Origin of the sequence: Actinotignum inguinis, from assembly GCF_051265835.1 — a bacterium.
In the GTDB taxonomy this organism is placed as follows: Bacteria; Actinomycetota; Actinomycetes; order Actinomycetales; family Actinomycetaceae; genus Actinotignum; species Actinotignum timonense.
Genome location: NZ_JBOZDP010000002.1, coordinates 272,754 through 290,918, shown reverse-complemented (window position 1 = coordinate 290,918; position 18,165 = coordinate 272,754). Strand labels below are relative to the sequence as shown.

The window sequence follows — 18,165 nt, the reverse complement described above, 5'->3', positions numbered from 1 at the left end:
AGGGTGAAGTTTCCACGATGCGGAGCGCGGGGCGCCAAGAGAGTTACTATGGTGCACGTCCCATTATTCAAGGTGAAGGAGCCTCCATGACCGTCGTGAAAATCAATGCTATTTCTGTTCCGGAAGGTGCTGGCGAGCACTTCGAAGCGCGTTTTGCTGCGCGCGAAGGTGCCGTAGATCAGCGGCCCGGTTTCCTATCCTTCCGGTTGCTGCGCCCGCTCAACGAAGGGGAGCGCTACCTGGTGGTCACCGAATGGGAGTCCGAGGAAGATTTCACAGCGTGGCGTAGCGATCCAGCGGCACATCCGCGCAAGATGGAGGAGAACCGCCACGCGGCTGCCCATGCGGACCTGAGCGCGCAGCTGCTCGAATTTGATGTAGTCAATCTTCCCGAAGTCGAGCACGGGGAAACCCCGCAGGCGGGTTTTGTTTCTCTTGTGGCGCTATCCTTCCTTCCCGGGATGGAAAAGGTTATTGAGCAGCGTTTCGCGGCGCGCAAAGCGGCCGTGGATGCCGCGCCCGGATTCTCCTTCTTCGAGCTGTGGCGCCCGGTGCGCGGGGTGGAGGAGTACTACGTGGTGACCGGCTGGGATGCGCAGGAGTCTTACGATGCCTGGGCTGCGGCTCGGGAACGCGCTCCGCATAACACCGCGGATCAGCCCAAGAATCGGGGGCTGGATGTGACCCTGCACGGGTACGCAGTGGTGCAGCAGAGCACCAAGCGGTAGGTCCTGGATTCGGAGCTGAGGCGCGGGGTGAGGACGATGCTGTGGAAATACGGATATCATTCAGGAAGAATGATGTCCGCCTGGCAAACTAAGGGGCGGGTACCGTTTCCTCGGTACCCGCCCGTGTACAGGTTGATTCTTGTGCGCTAGCTGGTGTCGTGTTCCAGCCCCGCAACTACAGCAAAAGGCCGCGCCTAGCGCTCCCGGTCCTCCAGATATCGGAGCAGCACTGCTTCGTATCCGTCCAGAGCGCCCGCGGGCTCCTCCGCCGCATCCTCGAGGAAGGGAATCAGATCCGGCCCGGTTTTCTCCATGACATCCAGACCCTCCAGATCGATGTTACGGAAAGCCTTTTCCGTAACATAGTGGAGAATAGTCCGCCCGGTTGCCATAAATGCGAAAGCCACCGCCTTGCGATGCGAAAAACCGCCATCTTCCAGTGCCCGGGAGAGCCCTTGGAGCTGACGGGCAAAATGCACCGTCAATTTCGGGTTACACAGCAGCACCTCACCCAGACCCACGAAATCATCCAGGGTGCGCCGCAGATTCGCATCTGCCTGCTCAATGGCATCGTGCCAATCTGTGCCCGCCAGCACGATTGGTGTTTCATCGGCGGCACGCCGAACGACTGCATCCACAATGTCCTGGCGGCCATCGTAGAGGCGGTACACCGCGGGGGTCGCGACGCCGATCTTGCTTGCTATATCACTCATAGTGAAGGTAAAGACGCCAACCTCCTTCGCTGCCCGAATAACATCGTCAGCGTTGAAGCGTTGCTTCCTACCCACTTTTCTTCCATGCGTTCGTTCCACGGTTTCAGTTTAGTGTAAAAATAACTCCGGTGTCGCTCGAAACACAGGTTTTTTCTTAATAAATGGGGAAACCGAGGTGGTGCTCGCAGCAACGAGTTCCGAAGCCCCCCATGCGCCGCCGCCATTCAAAAGATGCCCGGATAAAAATGAGGCTCAGCACCGGCGCCCTTGTCGGTACTGAGCCTCATCTCGCGCGGTGAGTTCGCCGCACGCTTCATTCGGTTTCCTTAACGCTTATCCCGTGTTCTTCATTCCAGCGGAGATCCCGTTAATCGTGGTGAGCAGAGCACGCTGCTCACCAGCTGATTGCTCCTTGCCCGAAGCCGCATCAGCCCGAACCCGCGCCAGTAGTGCCACCTGGAGGTAATGGATGGGTTTGAGATACTGGTCACGGATACGCAAGGTACGCTGGAGAACCGGTTGGGTGTCAAGAAGGTCATCCTCAGCCAGCAGGGCCTCAAGTTCACGCACCGTCAGCTCGTATTCTTCGCGAATCTCCGCGTAGATATGGTGGAGACGCTCAGGCACAAGCGTACGTACGTAATGCCCTGCAATATCCATATCAGTTTTCGCCAGGGTCATCTCGATATTGGACATCGTGGTGCGGAAGAACTGCCAACCGCGCACCATCTTCTTCAAATCCTCACCGTAACCGGCTTCGCGAGCAGCCCGGAGCCCAGAACCAGCGCCGAACCATCCCGGAACGATCTGGCGGGATTGGGTCCACCCGAAAACCCAGGGAATAGCTCGCAGGCCATCCAAGCCCTTTTCCGAGGTGGTGCGCTTGGAAGGACGTGATCCGATATTGAGATCGCCCAGCAATTCCACCGGAGTGGAGGTCACGAAGTATTCAGGCAAATCGGGATCATCGGCAAGAACCCGATAGCGCTGGTACGCAGCACCGCTGAGGAAATCCATGACTTCGTCATAACGGCTGAGCGACACATTGCTATTGCGCGGTTCGCGGTGCAGGGCGGAGGCCTCCATCACGGCAGCCAGGGTGAGGGAGAGATTCTCCCGTGCCAGGGCCGGCAGCGTGTACTTATCGGAGATAACCTCGCCCTGTTCTGTGAACTTAATTTCCCCGTCCAGGACACCGTAGGGCTGAGACAAAATTGCGTCATAGGTGGGTCCACCCCCGCGCCCCACCGAGCCACCGCGGCCGTGGAAGAGCCGCAGGGTCACGCCGTGGCGTGCGGCGACGTCGCGCAATTGACGCTGGGCCTGGTGAATCTCCCACTGGGAGGTCACCACACCCGCATCTTTATTGGAATCGGAGTAGCCCAGCATTACTTCCTGACGGTTACCCCGTAGCCGCACAATTTCCCGATAGGAAGGATCGGAAAGGAGGGTATCGAGGATATCCCCGGCCCGGCGCAGTTCCGGCACTTCTTCCAGCAACGGAGCGAATCCCAGATCTGCTCGTTTCTCCGCGCTTTCCAGATCGATAATCCCGGCTTCGCGGGCCAGCAGAGCCACGGAGAGGATGTCATCAGGACCGTGGGTCATGGAGACCAAATAGGTGGTGATGGCGTCGGTCCCGTATATCTTATGGGCCTGGCGAATCGCCCGGAACACCTCGAAAGTCTTTTGCGAACTCGCGGTGAGCGGCGAATCATCGGTGTTAATGAGCGCGGGGGCCAGCGGGCGTGCCGAAGCCAGTTCCCGCCCCAGCAGCACGGTGCGTTCTTCGCGGCTCAGCGTTGCGTAATCCGCCTCCAGCCCACCAAAGCGATTGAACAATTCACTCAGCAGTTCAAAATGCTTCTCGGAATGCTCTCGGACATCCAAAATGACTAGCCCTAGGCCCATCCCGTGAATAATTTGCTGGGCGGTGGCGAGCAGCCCATCGGCTACCCGTTCCGCACCGTGGCGGCGCAGTGCATCGCGGAGCAGCTGGAATTCTTCCTGAATTTCCGATCCGGTTGCGTAATCATGGCCGGGGATGTGCTCGGCCCCGGTGGTAATGCGCACCTTCGTATTATTGAGTTTGGAGCGAATAGCGCCGAGTTTGAGCCGGTAGGGTTCTTCCGCGTAAAGAGCCCGCGAATCTTCATCCACAAGGTCCGGGAAGCGGAAGTCCTCTTCCAGAGAAGCCAGCAGTGCGGCGTCGTCGCCCGAAAGACGCGAGGAAATGGACAAGCTGAGCATCGCGCGGTTGACGAACCACACCGCAATATCGATAGCGGTGCTGGACTGCAACCGCAACACATCGGCGGTGACATCTGCCGTGACGTAAGGATTTCCGTCGCGGTCCCCACCGATCCAGGATCCGAAACGAATCGGCACTGCGTCTTCCGGAAGGCGGGCACCGTAACGTTCCAGTTCGTCACGGAAATCCGTGATGACATCGGGAAGGGTATCCGTGTAGAGGCTGCGCAGATACCACATGACATTGCGGGCTTCGTCCAGAGGAGTGGGCTGTACCCGGCGCAATTCATCCGTGAGCCAGATACTCTCCATCACCGAGGCGAGTTCGCGATCTTGGCGGGCGCGTTCTTCACTGCCTTCTTCCGTTTCCGTCTCTACAATTTCCGAGACGCGGCGTAGCTTGGTGAGCACGGCGCGCCGCTGCGCTTCGGTGGGGTGAGCGGTAAAAACAAGGCGAATATCAAGCGAATCGACGGTTTTTTGCAGGCCTTCCAGCCCGACCGCGTCATAGATTCGGGAAATTGCGCGCGGCACCCAGGATTCGGCCGGCTCTTTATCACCGATAACCTTGATACGGAACGTTTGTTCCGCGGCATTGGCCAGCAGGAAATATTCCGCGAAAGCGCGGGTGAGAATAATGGCGGTATCCGTGGACATATCATCCAGGGAGCGCTGCACTTCCGAAGCTGCCGTCTCCGAATCTAGGTCACGCGCAGCCGCGCGAACTTTCTCAATAAGGTCGAGGGTTTCTTCCCCGTGCTGCTGGGCGATTTCTTGACCGAGCATCGTGCTCAGGCGCCGCACAACCGCGCGCAACGGGGCGTCAAAATCTTCAGTGGAGCGGGCCGTGGTGCGGTCAACGGAGTCGTGGAGCTGAATATCTTGGTCGTGGCTCACTAGATCTACTCGCCTCTCCTTAGGGATCTCACCGTCACGGTATCGGGCGAGGCACAGCTGTGGCGTGTGCCCTTACCGATGCCGCTCTCCATCCTAACGCTAAGGCCGCGCCCCGGTGTAATCACAGGTCCCGGGTGGAACGACGCCGCGGCGACTGCGTTGTTACGTGCGCGGGAAGCCTCGCTTACACTAGCGGTGGTGAGGTACGACGACGAGGTGGTGCACGTGGACTCTGGTCTTTCTACTCGGGATATTGATGCGCTTGATGCCGCAAAACTGTATTACTCCGGTCTCAGTCAGGATGAGGTCGCCCAGCGGATGCACCTGGCTCGCTCCACGATTTCCAAGTTGCTCAGCCACGCCCGCAAACGCGGTTTTGTGCGGATTACCGTCAATGATCCGCGTGAAGATGATGCTTTCCTGTGCGCGCGTTTGAGCGAACGCTTCAATTTACTGGATGTGCGCCTGGTCAGTCCTCCCAGTTCCGCGCCGGAAGATATGCGCGAGGCCCTCGGGCGGGTGGGCGCGCAGGTGCTCAGCGAACAGATTCGTGACGGCGACGCTATCGGCATCTGCCTTTCGCGCACGACCGAAGCGGTCTCCCGCCATATGCCTCGTATTCCGCGCAAAGGCGTTGCCATTATTCAACTCACGTGCTGCATCGGGGCGTGCGTGCGCACCATTGATGAAACGATGGTGATGGAACGCATTGCCGCCTCCTGCGGCGGGCAGGCCGTGTATTTCCAGCTCCCGGCTTTTCTCAGTGCTCAGCAACGTGAAGATCCGGGCGTGAAGGCGCGCTTGCGAGCTACGCGCACGCAGCGGGCCAGCACTCGGGTGGTTCTCTACACCGTGGGGGATGCCCGCTCGAATCTGGCCTATCTGGCAGGTTTCCGCCTGGAGGATGCGGATATGACGCGCCTGCTCACCACCTCGGTTGGTGATATTTGCACCCATTTCATTACCGCGCAGGGCCGGATATGCCTCCCGGATCTCAATAATCGCGCCACCGGGATTAGCCTGCCCGAGTTGCGCGAAAAGGAGCAAAAGATCCTGGTCGCCGGAGGGCCGGATAAACTCCAAGCAATTTATGCAGCCCTGGCCAATGGCTATGTGTCCCGCCTGGTCACCGATGTTGGGACCGCGCGGGCTTTGACGATGATGGCCTGACGATGAGTCTGAACGCAGTGATCCGAAGTTGAACCGCTGAGGGATAACAAGGCTAAGCTGCCGTGTAACAAATGTTCCTTTCGCGAACATCGGTGGCAATATGCGCGCTCCGTAACCGCGCCACAGTGGTTTTCCCGCAAGCTGACGCCGTTCTATACGCTGCCGAAGCGCGGGGCAGCGCGTGGCGCGCAAGCGGGGCTCTCGCCTAGATTCACTCGTGAACACCGGGAACGGTGTTATATCAGTAGCGTGAGACTGCTAGGGGAGACTACGGTGGTGGAGTTTCCCGCTATCAGCGTGAATCACGGTGGGAAACATACAAAGGAGTCATGATGCCCGCTCTCGATCATTATCCACATCCCGCACAGCTCATCGACCACACACTCTTGCGAGCCGATGCACGCCGCGGCGAAATTGAGGAACTGTGCTCCCAGGCCCGCGACCTGGGAACAGCATCGGTATGCGTTAACCCGGTGTGGGTGGAAACTTGCGCGACCCTCCTTGCGGGTAGCGGCGTCAAGGTGTGCACCGTTATTGGATTCCCCTTGGGGGCCAGTACTTCGGCAACCAAAGCTTTCGAGACTCGCGATGCTATCGCGCATGGGGCTACCGAAGTAGATATGGTCATAGACCTGGGTGCGGCACGCGATGGACGCTGGGAGGATGTGGAAACGGATATCGCCGCGGTAGTGGGTGCGGCTCAGCCCACCGCACTGGTCAAGGTGATCATTGAGATCTGCCTGCTCAGCGATGAGGAGATCGTGCACGCCTGCCGGGCTGCCCAACGTGCCGGAGCGGATTTCGTAAAAACCTCAACGGGCTTTTCCTCCGGTGGGGCAACGGAACACGCTGTCGCCCTCATGCGGGCAACTGTAGGGGAAGAGATGGGGGTGAAAGCGGCCGGCGGAATCCGCAGCGCCGCTGATTTCCGCGCCATGGTGGAAGCCGGAGCCAATCGCATCGGAGCTTCCGCCGGAGTTCAGATCCTCGCCGAATTACAGCGCTAAACACACTAAACACCCGAACAAGTACCAGCAAAAACAACCGAATATTCTCCATCCGGGAGGTGGGGTGGCAGCGAGGCCGCAACCCACCACCCGCGGGCGAACTTTGACAAAAGAAGGACTAGTCATGTCAGGAAAATCGGGCAATGACGCCCCACTGCGGACCACACTAAAACCGCACGAAGAAGAATCCGGAGTTCCCAATACCAGCTTCGGTCTCATTAAAGATCCCTCCCTCCAGCTGCGCGACGGTTATCTCAACCGCACTCCGCTGCTCCAATACATTCTTATTTCTATTTGTTTCCCATTGTGGGGAGCTGCCGCGTCCCTCAATGACGTGCTCATTACCCAATTCAAATCAATTTTCGAGCTCTCTGATTTCGCCTCCGCCTTCGTGCAATCCGCCTTTTATGGCGGGTACTTCCTGCTGGCCATCCCCGCCTCGCGGGTGATCCGGAAATGGTCGTATAAAACCGGGATCCTGGTGGGTCTGAGCTGCTATATCATCGGCTGCACGATGTTCTTCCCGGCCTCACATATGGCAACCTACTCCGTTTTCCTGGCAGCGCTGTTCGCTATTGCTACCGGGCTTTCCTTCCTGGAGACCTCCTGCAATACCTATTCCACCATGATTGGCCCGCGGCGTAGCGCTACATTGCGGCTCAATATTTCCCAAACTTTCTATCCGCTGGGCTCTATTTTCGGAATTCTGCTCGGTAAATACCTGATTTTCACGGAAGGAGAGGCTCTTCATAAGCAGCTTGATGACCTGAGCGGCCTGGAGAAAACCCAATTTGCGCAGGAAATGCTCCAGCGCACCTTGCAGCCCTATAGGTTCATTATTCTGGTGCTCGCCGTCGTACTTATTTTGGTGGCGCTCACGCAATTGCCGTCGTGTAAACCGCTCAACGCCGCGCACCACCAGTCCCGGGCGTCCATTGGCGAAACGCTGCGCTATCTTGTCCACAATAAGCGCTTCGGCACCGGGATTCTCACCCAATTCCTCTACGTGGGTATGCAGACGGCGGTGTGGTCCTTCACGATTCGCCTCGCTCTCACCCTCGATACGTCGATTAATGAACGTACCGCCAGTAACTACATGGTGTGGGCTTTCGCGGCTTTCTTTACCGGGAAATTTATCGCGAATATTCTCATGACGAAGCTGAACGAAAACCTGGTCCTCGTGCTGTATTCCCTGGCCGGGGTAGCGGCCCTCAGCTACGTAGTACTGGTACCGAATATGACCGCGGTCTACGCCGCCATCGTAACCTCCGGGCTTTTCGGGCCGTGCTGGGCCACTATTTATTCACGTACCCTCGACGCCATCGAGGATAAGCGGCATACAGAAACCGGCGGTGCCGTTATTGTTATGTCGATTATCGGCGGCGCGGTGATCCCCGTCATTCAGGGACTGGTTTCGGACAAGACCGGGTCAATGCAGACGTCCTTCATCGTATCGCTATGCTGCTTCGTGGCGGTGCTCATCTACTTCTTCTCTATTTATCGTAAGGATCGCGCGTGCGCTGCGGCATGATCGCGCCCACCTGTCGTGCTGTTTTAAAACGTCACTGTTATGAACAAAGGAGATCATTATGACGTTCACTATTAATCTGCGTGAGGACCAGTTCGCCGAGGCACCGCGCTGCCTGGCCAAGTCCCCGGAGTTTCGGGTGATTGCGCAGCGCTATCCTTCGGGCGTTGCCTCGCTCACCGTGCATAATTCGCGCGGCTATATTGAGGTTCTGCCATTTATGGGCGGAATTATCTGGGACGCCCAATTCGACGGCATCTCGCTGCGCATGAAAAATATGTTCAGCCAGCCGCGCCCCGCCCGCGAGATTTCGGATACCTACGGCTGTTTCGCTTTCCATTCCGGCTTGCTCGCGGCCGGTTGCCCGAGCCCGGACGATACTCACGTGCTGCACGGGGAGTTTTCTTGCGCCACGATGGATCGCGCCTGGATTGAGATCGATAGTTGTGGGAACGACGGCGCTATTCGGCTTGCCTCCACCTATGAATACGCACGTGGATTTGGCGATCATTACCGTGCCACGCCCACGGTTTCACTGGGCGCCGGGGCCACCGATTTCACCATCGGTATGGATGTGGAGAATCTTTCTCCCTGCCAGCCGATGCCCCTCCAGTACATGTGCCATATGAATTATGCCTTCGTTTCCGGCGGCATTATGCGCCAGTCGCTCCCGGAGGGCAGTTTCCAATTGCGCCGCTCCATTCCCGCGCACGTCACGCCCACCCCAGAATGGACCGAGTTGAATAACCGGATTATCGCCGGTGATATTGATGCGGATTCCTTGGAAGGTGCGGAGAGCTTCAATCCGGAGATCGTGTACTTCGCCGATGATCTGCCCCGCTACGGGCAGAGCGCGCGTTTTGAGCTTGCGGCCCCGGAGGGGCACGCTTTCTTCACAGAATTTTCGACGGCGCAATTCCCCGTGGCGACCCGGTGGATCCTCTGGACTTTAGACCAGCAGGTGGCTGCTTTTGTTCTTCCGGGAACCAGCCGGCCCGAAGGTTTCCTGGCCGCTAAGGAGGCCGGCACCCTCATCTGGGTGGAACCCGGTGGCATAAGGAGTTTCCGGGTGCATACTGGCCTGGTACCGGAAGGGCAGGCCACGGAACTTTCTCACTCCCGCAGCGCGAAGAACGATACAGCAAAAGAGGCACACTAATGGATATCGCAGTAATCGGCTCGAATATGGTCGATCTTATTTCCTATATCAACCGCATGCCCGGCGACGGCGAAACCGTGGAGGCGCCCGATTTTGCGCTCGGCTGCGGTGGGAAGGGAGCCAATCAGGCAGTGGCTGCCGCACGCCTGGGTTCGGCGGTGCGGATGGTGACCCGGGTGGGTAATGACCTCTTTGCCGATAACACGGTTGCGAATTTCGAACGCAACGGGATTGATACCACCTACGTGCTGCGTACCGCGGCAACTTCGGGGGTGGCTCCTATTTTCGTCAATCCGGATTCCCAGAATTCCATCATTATTGTGCAGGGTGCTAATTCCTTGCTAACTCCGGCCGATATTGATGCCGCGGCGGCAGAGATTTCCAGGTGCAAACTGATCGTTCTGCAGCTGGAGATTCCCCTGGAAACGGTCTATTACGCTATTGAATTTGGGGTGAAACACGGAATTGATGTGCTTCTCAACCCGGCGCCAGCCCAACCGGATCTGCTGCTCTCCCGGGTGCGGGCCTGCACCTATTTCACACCTAATGAAAGTGAGCTATCGCTGCTCACCGGAATGCCGGTAGAAACTATCCCGGATGTTCGCAATGCCGCGCATACTCTGCTGGAGGCGGGGATGCGCAACGTTATTGTGACGCTCGGCGGTAGGGGAGTGCTCTGGGTGGCCGATGGCGTGGATATGCTGCTGCCGGCAACGCCGGTGGAAGCGGTGGATACCACCGGTGCGGGCGATGCCTTTATCGGGTGCTTCTCCCATTATGTGGTCGCCACCGGCGATATTGAGTACTCCTTGCGTATGGCTAATCGTTATGCTGCCGATTCGGTAACGAAACGCGGCACCCAAACCTCCTACGCCAGCAAAGAGGAATTCGCTCTCCTGCACAGCTAAACGGCGGTAGGGGATACGGATCCGCGCGCTGTTATATCCCCGCGCAGTGAAAGGCACGTAGAAAGTGGCGGCCAGGGGCTCTATCGGGAGCTTCCTGGTCGCTGCTGCGCTATAGTGCCAATAAGAACAATGCCGCATACCGTATCGAGCCGTCCGTGAGGGGAAATAATGGAACGAGGCTGGCTTTTTCATCCCGAAGAAAAATATCAATTTCACCACGTATGGGATTATGACAACCAGCATCCTGATGCACTTTACGAGATCAGCTTTTCTAATGGGGAATGTTACCGGGCGGTCTACTTCACCTCGTTCGAAAGCGATAATGCCGGTGAACTCGACATCGAAATGGACGATCCCCTCTACGACGAGTTTTTTGTAATGGATTTCGAGATTTTGGAAATTGTCCACGACGGCCCGCGCCGGTATAGCAATTTTCTCGCGGTCGATTACCGGGATTTTCCGGAGAAGATTATCGACATCACGACCAACACCGTGGTTTATCCGGCAAATTCAGCTCAGAATTCGGAAGATAGACATGAGTAAACCATTCCCTTCCAAGACGGGAGCTCATATTGTTCCTGCTGCGCCAAGGGAGGAATACCATGCGTCCAAAAATTGACCATCCCGAAGAACACGTGCAGGCAGGTCATCTGGAGGAATACCACTGGAATCATCTAAACGCGTGCTACCGCATCGTTTTCGCCGATGGTGAAGAATATATCGGCGTTTTTGATACAGCTTACGAAAGCGACAATTCCGGAGAGCTCGGGATAGAAATGGATGACCCCGAGTACGATGAGTTCTTCGTTGTTGATATCGAAATCCAAGAGATCCTGCACGATGGTCCCAGACGCCTCAACCAATACCTTTCGCTCGATTATCGAGACTTTCCGCAGAAGATTATTGACATCACGACCAACACCGTGGTTTATCCGGGAAATTCGCCGACTCGGGCAACGATACCTACTATCCAAAACTGAGGCCCACATCGTCCCTGTCACACTGAGCAAGAGGAACAATAAGTGACCGGCATCATCCATCCAGAGGAACGAAAGCAAGTAGATGTTCTTGAGGCGTACTACTGGGATCATCCAGATGCCCAGTATCGCATCGTTTTCGCCGATGGTGAGGAATACATAAGAATTTTTTCGCGGCATTCGAAAGTGATAATGCTGGCGAGCTTGGGATTGAGATGGATGATCCCCAATACGATGAATTCTTCGTCGTTGCGATTGAGATTGTGAGTATTGTTCACGATGGTCCCAGACGCCTCAACCAATACCTTTCGCTCGACTACCGGGATTTTCCGCAGAAGATTATCGACATCACGAACGGTGTTGTGCTCTATCCACCTTCGTCTCATTGTCCGAGCAGTACCGCTCAATAACAATCCGCGGGGCCCGGCTACTCGTGACGAGCAGTACCGAACCCCGCGGATTATTTTGGCGGTAGCAGTGAAAAACTACCGCGCGATGATGAGATTATTTAGATATAGGAACCGTCTGGCTGCGGGAAGAAGCCCACGTGGCTGTAGAACACCGTGAAGGACAGGAAGATCCACAGCATGCCCACGCCCCAGGTCAGGATGGCGGCAATACGCGCCACCCACTTGCTATCCGGAACGAAGGGGGAGAGGATCGCCGAAACCCCGGTGCCCACGTACAGGAACATGACCAGCAGCGGCTCGATGAGCGATCCGGCCATGAGGCGCGCAACCGGCTCAATTTCCGGGGGACGCCACATACCGAAGTGCATACCCGCGATGCCGAAAAGCACCAGCCCGAAGCCACCAATAGCGGCAACGTAGAGAAGCGGACGCAGCGTGGCCACCAGATCGAGGGGGCGCACACCCTTATCCGCAAGCTTTTCAGCACGCAGAATCGCAATACCGGCGATGAAGGTCAAAATTCCGTAGAAGGCAGCTGGCTCACCGAAGGTAATGTTATCAACGGAGCAGCAGAAAGCGCCGTCGATCTGGGCCAGCGGCCAGGTCAGGGTCATATGAATACCGGTAATCCCCAGGAAGGCACCGGTAGCAACGAAAGTCCAGCCCCACCCGGCCAGGGTGCGGTGATTCGGGTTCGCAGCCACGCGGGCGAAAAGAACCACGAGCACCATAATCGCACCGGCAACGAGCGCCATGGTGGTGTTATACGTAATACCTTGCATGAGCATGGCCCGTTACCTCCTTTCCGAAAGCAGGAATTGGCGGATGGACATCAAGGCGATGGAAGCGGCAAAAGTGATGCACCAGCTCAGGACGCCAAGATCCTGCCCGGTACTTCCGCTTGCCGTGGCCCAGAAGACCAGCCCGATAACGAGTCCAAGCGCGAGGACAACCCAGGTGGCTTTTGCGAGGAGCGACGCCCACCTGGCAACCTTGTGCTCCTCTAGGTCAGTGGGGATACCACTGAAATCTTGATGATTTTCCATGTGTCAAGCATAACTTAAATCGCCCAGACTTTTATCAGCTTGTGTGGAGCATTTCTTCGGACAATAGTCCCGTGTGACGTAAATCGCTGAAAACTCGCCATTTTTGCGAAATTTTAGTTGTAGTACGACGACGCTGCGTGTCTCACCACCCGGAATGGACTCAGCAGCACGCCGGTACAGAAACCCGATATAAGAAAATTCCCGAGACGCACTGCTGGCATCCCGGGTAAAACGTCGGGCTAGCGGGATTTGAACCCACGACCCCTTGACCCCCAGTCAAGTGCGCTACCAAACTGCGCCATAGCCCGAAGCGATAAGAAAACTTAGCGCTATCCCCGCCCCAATAACCGGATTTCAACATCAGGTCATCGCCACGTGGACCACATGAGATTACCTCAAACGAATAGAAAAAGACAAATCCCAGAAGGTGACATAGCCCGCTCTTCGCGCGGTGCTCCGATATGCCCTGGGCCGTGTCGCGATAAGTACAGCGCCGCACCGCGATATGCCCGACGCAGTGCCGCGATACGCCTCGAGACGGATGACCTCACTAGAGTTATGGTCCCGAATCGTTATAGGATTGTTACCGATAATGAGGCGCCGGAGGAAGTTCTCCAGGGCAGTGAAGGAGAGGCATATGGCTGAACAATTTGATCCGAGGTCGGCCGCACCCGCGCCCACGGAAACATCTCGCTTCACCGCTATTGGCGCCCAGCCCGATCAACCGGTGGCCGAACGCCATCTCAGCCCCCAAGAATGCACCGCCATCGATGCCCTCCCCGCCGGCTCCGCACTCCTCATTGCACTATCCGGCCCGAATTCGGGGGCCCGGTTCCTCCTCGATGGGGAAGTGACGAATGCAGGGCGTTCCCCGCGCGCGGATATTTTCCTTGACGACGTTACCGTTTCCCGCAAACACGTGCAGTTTTTCCGCCGTGGCGATACGTTCCACGTGCGTGATTCCGGCTCCCTCAACGGCACCTACGTTAATCGGGAACGGGTGGATGATGCCGTGCTCCGTACCGGAGATGAAATCCAAATCGGAAAATTCCGTTTGACCTTCTACGCTTCGCGAGCCGGTGCGTGATACACCGGTGATATCTCGCGCTTCTACGGCCACCCCGGATTCTTCCTTCTCGCCCGCTTCCGCTCCGCGCCGCATGCGGGCGGATGGTAGCCCGAGCACCTGGCCTCACGACCTCAGCCACGAACCAACCCTGCGTATCGGGGAGGTTCGCCGTGCCCTCACCGATGAATTCCCCATGCTCTCGGTTTCGAAAATCCGGCATTACGAATCCATCGACCTTATTTCTCCCTATCGCACCGCAACCAATCAGCGGCTTTTTTCCACCTCGGATACCGAACGTTTGCGTTTTATCCTGAGGGAACAGCGTGACCGCTTCCTGCCCCTCGACCAAATCCGGGAAGAGCTGCGCCAGCTCGATGAAGGCATCATCGAGGCACCGGGCCGCCCCGGGGGGATGCGCGCCGTCGCCGCACCGGAAGTGCGCCGCCCGAAACCGGGCGAACGTATCACCCAAGCCGAATTGGCCGATATGACCGGAGCGGCGCTGGGCACGATTGAAGAGCTGGTCACCGCGGGAATCCTCGCCACCGATGCGCGCGGGCGCCTCTCCGCGCAATCGGCGGATATTGTGCGCTACTGCGTGATGCTGCTGGAAGGCGGCTATGACCTGCGCCAGATTCGCAGCGTCAAGAATTCCGCGCACGCCCAGGCCGTGATGATTACCACCCAGCTGGCCACCGAGCTGGCAAAGAAAACCCCGGTTGCCTCCGAACGCGCCCTCAACCAGGCCGCCGAGGATGGCGCCACCATCGCCCGGCTTTACGGCGCTTTGCTCACGGAAAACGTCGAAGTGGAACTGCGCTAAATCGCATCGCGCGCCGCTGGAAAACACGTCGCGTACCGTCGGAAAACACGTCACGCGCCGCCCGCTTCGCACCCCTGAAAATGCAGCTCACGGCGCTATTTGCGCAAAAGTGAGCCACGCCGGGCAGACAGCACCGCCCACCCAGGAGTAGGGTGGCAGTACAACTTCATATCGATTGAACCGAACCCAGGTCATGCTGGGCACCTCAACTAGCAGGAGACAATTAATGTCAGGTTCTGTGGAAACCCAAGGTATCGACCTTGTTTCTCCCCGGGAAAGGTACGGTCGCCCCCGCGATCTTTTCTTTCTGTGGGCGGGCACAACCACGAATATTTTTACCGTGTCCTACGGCGCCATGCTGGTGCTGCTGTACGGACTTTCATTCACCCAGGCGCTCGCCGTTATTGTGATCGGCAACGTTATTGCCTATCCGCTTCTCGCGCTTACCTCCATTCAAGGGCCGCTCACCGGTACCACCACGATGACCATTTCACGGGCATCACTCGGTACCCGCGGGGCTCGTATTAATGGAGTGCTGTCCTGGCTTATGCTCATCGGCTTCGAAGCCGGCGGGCTCATTCTCGTCTACTACGCCTGTGAGGCACTCCTCGCCCGTGCGGGCATTGCCTTAGAGGGCGGCGGGCAGATTGCCGTCGTCGTTCTTCTTGCAGGGATTCAGCTTCTTCTTCCCCTTCTTGGCCACCGGATTCTCATGGCAGCGCAAAAATACGCAACCATGATTTTCACGGTGGCTTTTCTTGTGTTGGCGGCCCTCATTATTCCGCAGGCAGCGCCGGGTGCCTCGGCGGGCACCGATTCGCTTTTCACTCTGATTTCCGCAACCTCGCTCGTTATTGTCTCAGGTGGGCTGTCCTGGGCGCCGAGCGGCGCGAATTTCTCCCGCTACCTGCCTGCCGATTCTTCGCCCCTCGCGGTGGGAACCTGGGCCGCGCTGGGCGGGTTTATTCCCTACGTGCTGCTTCAGACCCTCGGTGCCGCGATGGCAACTGTGGTGGTTCCCGCGGAGGTGGAGCTGTCCAATCCGCTGGCTGTCCCGGCTATTCTCAGCCCGGCTTTCGCGGTGCCGTTCCTTATTCTGGTGATGGTCGGTTTGCTGCTCCAGAACGGCACTAACCTCTATTCCTCCGGCCTGAATTTGCAGACGGCCGGTATCCACGTGCCGCGCATGGTGATTGTGTGCATCGACAGCCTCATCTGCGTGGCCATCTGCATTTTCGCGATCCAGCAGGAAGCTTTTTACAGCCTCCTCAACGCTTTCGCGGCCTCGCTGAGTATCTGGCTGGCGCCCTGGGTGACCGTGTATCTGCTCGATTGGGTGGCGCGGCGCGGCACCTACCATCTTTCCGGCTTGGCCATTGAATCCCACGGCCCGTACTGGGGCAGCGGTGGGGTGCGCTGGTCCGGAATGGCCGCGCTGCTGGGCGGGATGCTCTGCTCGGCGCTGTTCACGAACTCGGGTTACCTGGTGGGTCCGCTTACTCGGCTCCTCGTGGACGTGCCCGCCGCGGCCCCCGATCTGTCCATTCCCGCCGGCATGATCGCCTCCACCCTGATCTACCTGGCCCTGCGGCCGGTGCGTGAACGTGAACGCGCAGCCCGCCGCGCCTTTATTACCGCTGCCTAAGGGCCCGCAACAGCCATATCCGCCCCGACCCTCATAGTTTTTAGGAGAACCCATGCCTCATCGTCAGCTTCTCGACGTCGCCTACGGGCGCGCCCACGCCGATACCATTATTGATAACGGAATCCTGGTGAACGTGCTCACCGGGGAAACGTACCCGGCCTCCGTCGCTATCGCCTATGGGCGGGTGGCCGCGGTGGGGAACGTGGACGCGCAGCGCGGCCCGAATACCACCGTTATTGATGCCGACGGCGCCTACCTGACTCCCGGTCTCATTGACGGGCACCAGCACATCGAATGCTCCAAACTTTCCGTGACCATGTTCGCGGATCTGGTGTCCCGCTACGGAACCACCTCCGTGATTTCCGGCCTGGACCAGATCCTGGTATCCGCCGGCCTGGAAGGCGTGCAGGAATTCCTGGCCGAAGCCGAAGAATCCTCCATGCGAGTATGGTGGGGTGCGCCCGCCAAGGCACCCTACACGGTGCCCGAATCCACCGTGGGGCACCGTTTCGCCGTGGAGGACCACCGGAAAGTGCAGCGCATGCCCGAATGCGTGGGCCTGTGGGAAACCGTGCAGGAAATGGTGGAATACGGCGATGAAGAAGTCCTCACCGCCATGGACCTGGCCGAAGAAAACCGCCTGCATGCCTTCGGCTGCGCACCGCTCGTGGATGCACGGCGGGTTGCCGGCTACGCGGCCTCCGGCGTAACGCTATGTCACGAATCGTATTCTCCGGAAGAAGAACTGGAGAAGATGCGTAACGGCATCAATATCCTCATCCGAGAATCCACCGCCGCCCCCATGCTTGCGGAAAACATTAAGCTCATCACCGAGATGGGCGCCCCGGCCCACCGGGTTGGTTTCTGCACCGACGATGTGACCGCCACCGATATTCTGGGCCGCGGCCACCTCGATTACGTGGTGCGGCTGGCCATCGAGAAGGGAATTGACCCGGTGACCGCAATCCAGATGGCCACCATTAACACCGCCCGGATGTTCCAGCTCGATGACCGCATCGGCGCTATCGCCCCGGGGCGCTTTGCCGATATCCTCTTCGTTGATTCTCTCGAAGATTTCCGGCCCCGCACCGTCCTCAAGGGTGGGCGGATCGTGGCGCAGAATGGCGCCGCCGTACGGGCACCGCAGGCCCCGCAGCGCACCGCCACGGTGCTCGATACCTTTAAGCTCGCCCCGGTGAGCGCGGATCGCATCGCTGTTCCGGTTGCCGATTCGGCTACCTCGGCGCGGGTGCGCACCATCGTGCTCTCCAAGGACGTCGCCTTCAAGCGCCCCGGCGCCGAGGTGGAACTCCCGGTGGTGGACGGCAAGGTGCAACCCGATACCGCCCAGGATGCCATTTACGTATGCGTGGCCGAACGCTACGGCAAAACCACGAACCTGCCCGTTGCTTTTATTCAGGGCTTCGGCCTCAAGCGCGGGGCAATTGCCACCTCGGCGGCGCCGGACGATAACAATGTGGTGTGCGCGGGCGTGAACCCGGAGGATATCGCCCTGGCAATCAACGAAGTGACCCGCCTGGGCGGGGGACAGGTTGCGGTGTGCGATGGTGAGGTTATTGCCTCGCTTCCCCTCCCGGTGGGCGGTATTGTTGCCGACCTGGTTGCCGAGGATATGGCCGCCGCCGAAGCGGAGATGGACCGGGCCGCCCGCGAGGTGCTGGGCGCGGATCTCGATTCGCCCTTCGGCCAGCTCATCTTCCTGTCTATCACCGCGATTCCCGATTGGGCGATCACCGATCTTGGCCTCATTGACTGCGTCACATTTAACGTCGTCGACCCCGTTATTGCAGCGCGGTAAAGGTGCGCGACCGCGC

General features: G+C 58.4%; 17 protein-coding genes and 1 tRNA gene. 13 read left to right on the top strand and 5 right to left on the bottom strand.

What is annotated here, in order from left to right:
* The first annotated feature begins 86 nt into the window (after positions 1 to 86).
* A complete protein-coding gene (locus ACRQFC_RS02540; RefSeq protein WP_320757152.1) occupies positions 87 to 728 on the top strand; it encodes an antibiotic biosynthesis monooxygenase family protein in 642 nt (213 codons plus the stop codon).
* Between the two features lie 194 nt (positions 729 to 922).
* On the opposite strand, the gene ACRQFC_RS02535 is transcribed toward ACRQFC_RS02540, so the two are convergent.
* Together ACRQFC_RS02535 and ppc are read right to left on the bottom strand one after the other, a co-directional pair.
* Positions 923 to 1,540, bottom strand: coding sequence for a TetR/AcrR family transcriptional regulator (locus tag ACRQFC_RS02535; protein ID WP_435734639.1), 618 nt, complete (start codon positions 1,538 to 1,540; stop codon positions 923 to 925).
* A 234-nt stretch (positions 1,541 to 1,774) separates the two neighbouring features.
* The gene (gene ppc, locus ACRQFC_RS02530; RefSeq protein ID WP_320757150.1) at positions 1,775 to 4,588 is read right to left on the bottom strand and encodes a phosphoenolpyruvate carboxylase; all 2,814 of its coding nucleotides are present in this window, start codon (positions 4,586 to 4,588) and stop codon (positions 1,775 to 1,777) included.
* Between the two features lie 198 nt (positions 4,589 to 4,786).
* On the opposite strand from ppc, the gene ACRQFC_RS02525 reads away from it, so the two are divergent.
* From ACRQFC_RS02525 to ACRQFC_RS02490, 8 genes are all read left to right on the top strand, one after another.
* A complete protein-coding gene (locus tag ACRQFC_RS02525) occupies positions 4,787 to 5,758 on the top strand; it encodes a sugar-binding transcriptional regulator (protein WP_155875945.1) in 972 nt (323 codons plus the stop codon).
* Between the two features lie 332 nt (positions 5,759 to 6,090).
* Positions 6,091 to 6,765 carry a deoxyribose-phosphate aldolase gene (deoC, locus tag ACRQFC_RS02520; protein WP_320757214.1) on the top strand — a complete coding sequence of 225 codons (675 nt, stop codon included), beginning with the start codon at positions 6,091 to 6,093 and terminating at the stop codon, positions 6,763 to 6,765.
* Between the two features lie 124 nt (positions 6,766 to 6,889).
* Positions 6,890 to 8,296: an L-fucose:H+ symporter permease gene (gene fucP, locus ACRQFC_RS02515; protein ID WP_320757149.1), complete on the top strand. Its 1,407-nt coding sequence runs from the start codon at positions 6,890 to 6,892 to the stop codon at positions 8,294 to 8,296.
* 58 nt (positions 8,297 to 8,354) lie between these two features.
* Positions 8,355 to 9,452, top strand: a complete 1,098-nt coding sequence (locus ACRQFC_RS02510) for an aldose 1-epimerase family protein (protein ID WP_435734638.1) — start codon at positions 8,355 to 8,357, stop codon at positions 9,450 to 9,452.
* Positions 9,452 to 10,360: a ribokinase gene (gene rbsK, locus ACRQFC_RS02505; RefSeq protein WP_087070794.1), complete on the top strand. Its 909-nt coding sequence runs from the start codon at positions 9,452 to 9,454 to the stop codon at positions 10,358 to 10,360. Before ACRQFC_RS02510 ends, rbsK begins: the two co-directional genes overlap by 1 nt.
* Before the next feature lie 168 nt (positions 10,361 to 10,528).
* Positions 10,529 to 10,903 carry a hypothetical protein gene (locus ACRQFC_RS02500; protein WP_416341460.1) on the top strand — a complete coding sequence of 125 codons (375 nt, stop codon included), beginning with the start codon at positions 10,529 to 10,531 and terminating at the stop codon, positions 10,901 to 10,903.
* A gap of 59 nt (positions 10,904 to 10,962) precedes the next feature.
* Positions 10,963 to 11,340, top strand: a complete 378-nt coding sequence (locus ACRQFC_RS02495) for a YxxD family cognate immunity protein YxxD (protein ID WP_435734637.1) — start codon at positions 10,963 to 10,965, stop codon at positions 11,338 to 11,340.
* Between the two features lie 42 nt (positions 11,341 to 11,382).
* On the top strand, positions 11,383 to 11,604 hold the full coding sequence (locus ACRQFC_RS02490) for a hypothetical protein (protein WP_435734636.1): 222 nt from the start codon (positions 11,383 to 11,385) through the stop codon (positions 11,602 to 11,604).
* A gap of 241 nt (positions 11,605 to 11,845) precedes the next feature.
* Here the strand turns inward: ACRQFC_RS02490 and ACRQFC_RS02485 are convergent, their stop codons facing one another.
* The 3 genes from ACRQFC_RS02485 to ACRQFC_RS02475 all read right to left on the bottom strand — a co-directional run bounded on the left by ACRQFC_RS02485 (position 11,846) and on the right by ACRQFC_RS02475 (position 13,101).
* Positions 11,846 to 12,535 carry a DUF981 family protein gene (locus ACRQFC_RS02485; RefSeq protein ID WP_026429366.1) on the bottom strand — a complete coding sequence of 230 codons (690 nt, stop codon included), beginning with the start codon at positions 12,533 to 12,535 and terminating at the stop codon, positions 11,846 to 11,848.
* 6 nt (positions 12,536 to 12,541) lie between these two features.
* A complete protein-coding gene (locus ACRQFC_RS02480; RefSeq protein ID WP_016442796.1) occupies positions 12,542 to 12,793 on the bottom strand; it encodes a hypothetical protein in 252 nt (83 codons plus the stop codon).
* 234 nt (positions 12,794 to 13,027) lie between these two features.
* A tRNA-Pro gene (locus ACRQFC_RS02475) sits at positions 13,028 to 13,101 on the bottom strand.
* A 329-nt stretch (positions 13,102 to 13,430) separates the two neighbouring features.
* On the opposite strand from ACRQFC_RS02475, the gene ACRQFC_RS02470 reads away from it, so the two are divergent.
* The 4 genes from ACRQFC_RS02470 to ACRQFC_RS02455 all read left to right on the top strand — a co-directional run bounded on the left by ACRQFC_RS02470 (position 13,431) and on the right by ACRQFC_RS02455 (position 18,149).
* A complete protein-coding gene (locus ACRQFC_RS02470; protein ID WP_016442798.1) occupies positions 13,431 to 13,880 on the top strand; it encodes an FHA domain-containing protein in 450 nt (149 codons plus the stop codon).
* Complete coding sequence (gene ftsR, locus ACRQFC_RS02465) at positions 13,873 to 14,685, top strand: transcriptional regulator FtsR (RefSeq protein WP_284903277.1); 813 nt, start codon at positions 13,873 to 13,875, stop codon at positions 14,683 to 14,685. The genes ACRQFC_RS02470 and ftsR overlap by 8 nt, the downstream gene beginning before the upstream one ends.
* A gap of 226 nt (positions 14,686 to 14,911) precedes the next feature.
* Positions 14,912 to 16,330 (top strand): purine-cytosine permease family protein, encoded by a 1,419-nt coding sequence (locus tag ACRQFC_RS02460; protein WP_435734635.1) that lies wholly within the window; start codon positions 14,912 to 14,914, stop codon positions 16,328 to 16,330.
* 52 nt (positions 16,331 to 16,382) lie between these two features.
* On the top strand, positions 16,383 to 18,149 hold the full coding sequence (locus ACRQFC_RS02455; RefSeq protein ID WP_435734634.1) for an adenine deaminase C-terminal domain-containing protein: 1,767 nt from the start codon (positions 16,383 to 16,385) through the stop codon (positions 18,147 to 18,149).
* The last annotated feature ends 16 nt before the right edge of the window (positions 18,150 to 18,165 follow it).

Coding starts and splice junctions, on each gene's coding strand:
- ACRQFC_RS02540 (WP_320757152.1), top strand. CDS start 87: ATGACCGTCGTGAAAATCAATGCTATTTCTGTTCCGGAAGGTGCTGGC.
- deoC (WP_320757214.1), top strand. CDS start 6,091: ATGCCCGCTCTCGATCATTATCCACATCCCGCACAGCTCATCGACCAC.
- fucP (WP_320757149.1), top strand. CDS start 6,890: ATGTCAGGAAAATCGGGCAATGACGCCCCACTGCGGACCACACTAAAA.
- ACRQFC_RS02510 (WP_435734638.1), top strand. CDS start 8,355: ATGACGTTCACTATTAATCTGCGTGAGGACCAGTTCGCCGAGGCACCG.
- rbsK (WP_087070794.1), top strand. CDS start 9,452: ATGGATATCGCAGTAATCGGCTCGAATATGGTCGATCTTATTTCCTAT.
- ACRQFC_RS02500 (WP_416341460.1), top strand. CDS start 10,529: ATGGAACGAGGCTGGCTTTTTCATCCCGAAGAAAAATATCAATTTCAC.
- ACRQFC_RS02495 (WP_435734637.1), top strand. CDS start 10,963: ATGCGTCCAAAAATTGACCATCCCGAAGAACACGTGCAGGCAGGTCAT.
- ACRQFC_RS02485 (WP_026429366.1), bottom strand. CDS start 12,535: ATGCTCATGCAAGGTATTACGTATAACACCACCATGGCGCTCGTTGCC.
- ACRQFC_RS02480 (WP_016442796.1), bottom strand. CDS start 12,793: ATGGAAAATCATCAAGATTTCAGTGGTATCCCCACTGACCTAGAGGAG.
- ACRQFC_RS02470 (WP_016442798.1), top strand. CDS start 13,431: ATGGCTGAACAATTTGATCCGAGGTCGGCCGCACCCGCGCCCACGGAA.
- ACRQFC_RS02460 (WP_435734635.1), top strand. CDS start 14,912: ATGTCAGGTTCTGTGGAAACCCAAGGTATCGACCTTGTTTCTCCCCGG.
- ACRQFC_RS02455 (WP_435734634.1), top strand. CDS start 16,383: ATGCCTCATCGTCAGCTTCTCGACGTCGCCTACGGGCGCGCCCACGCC.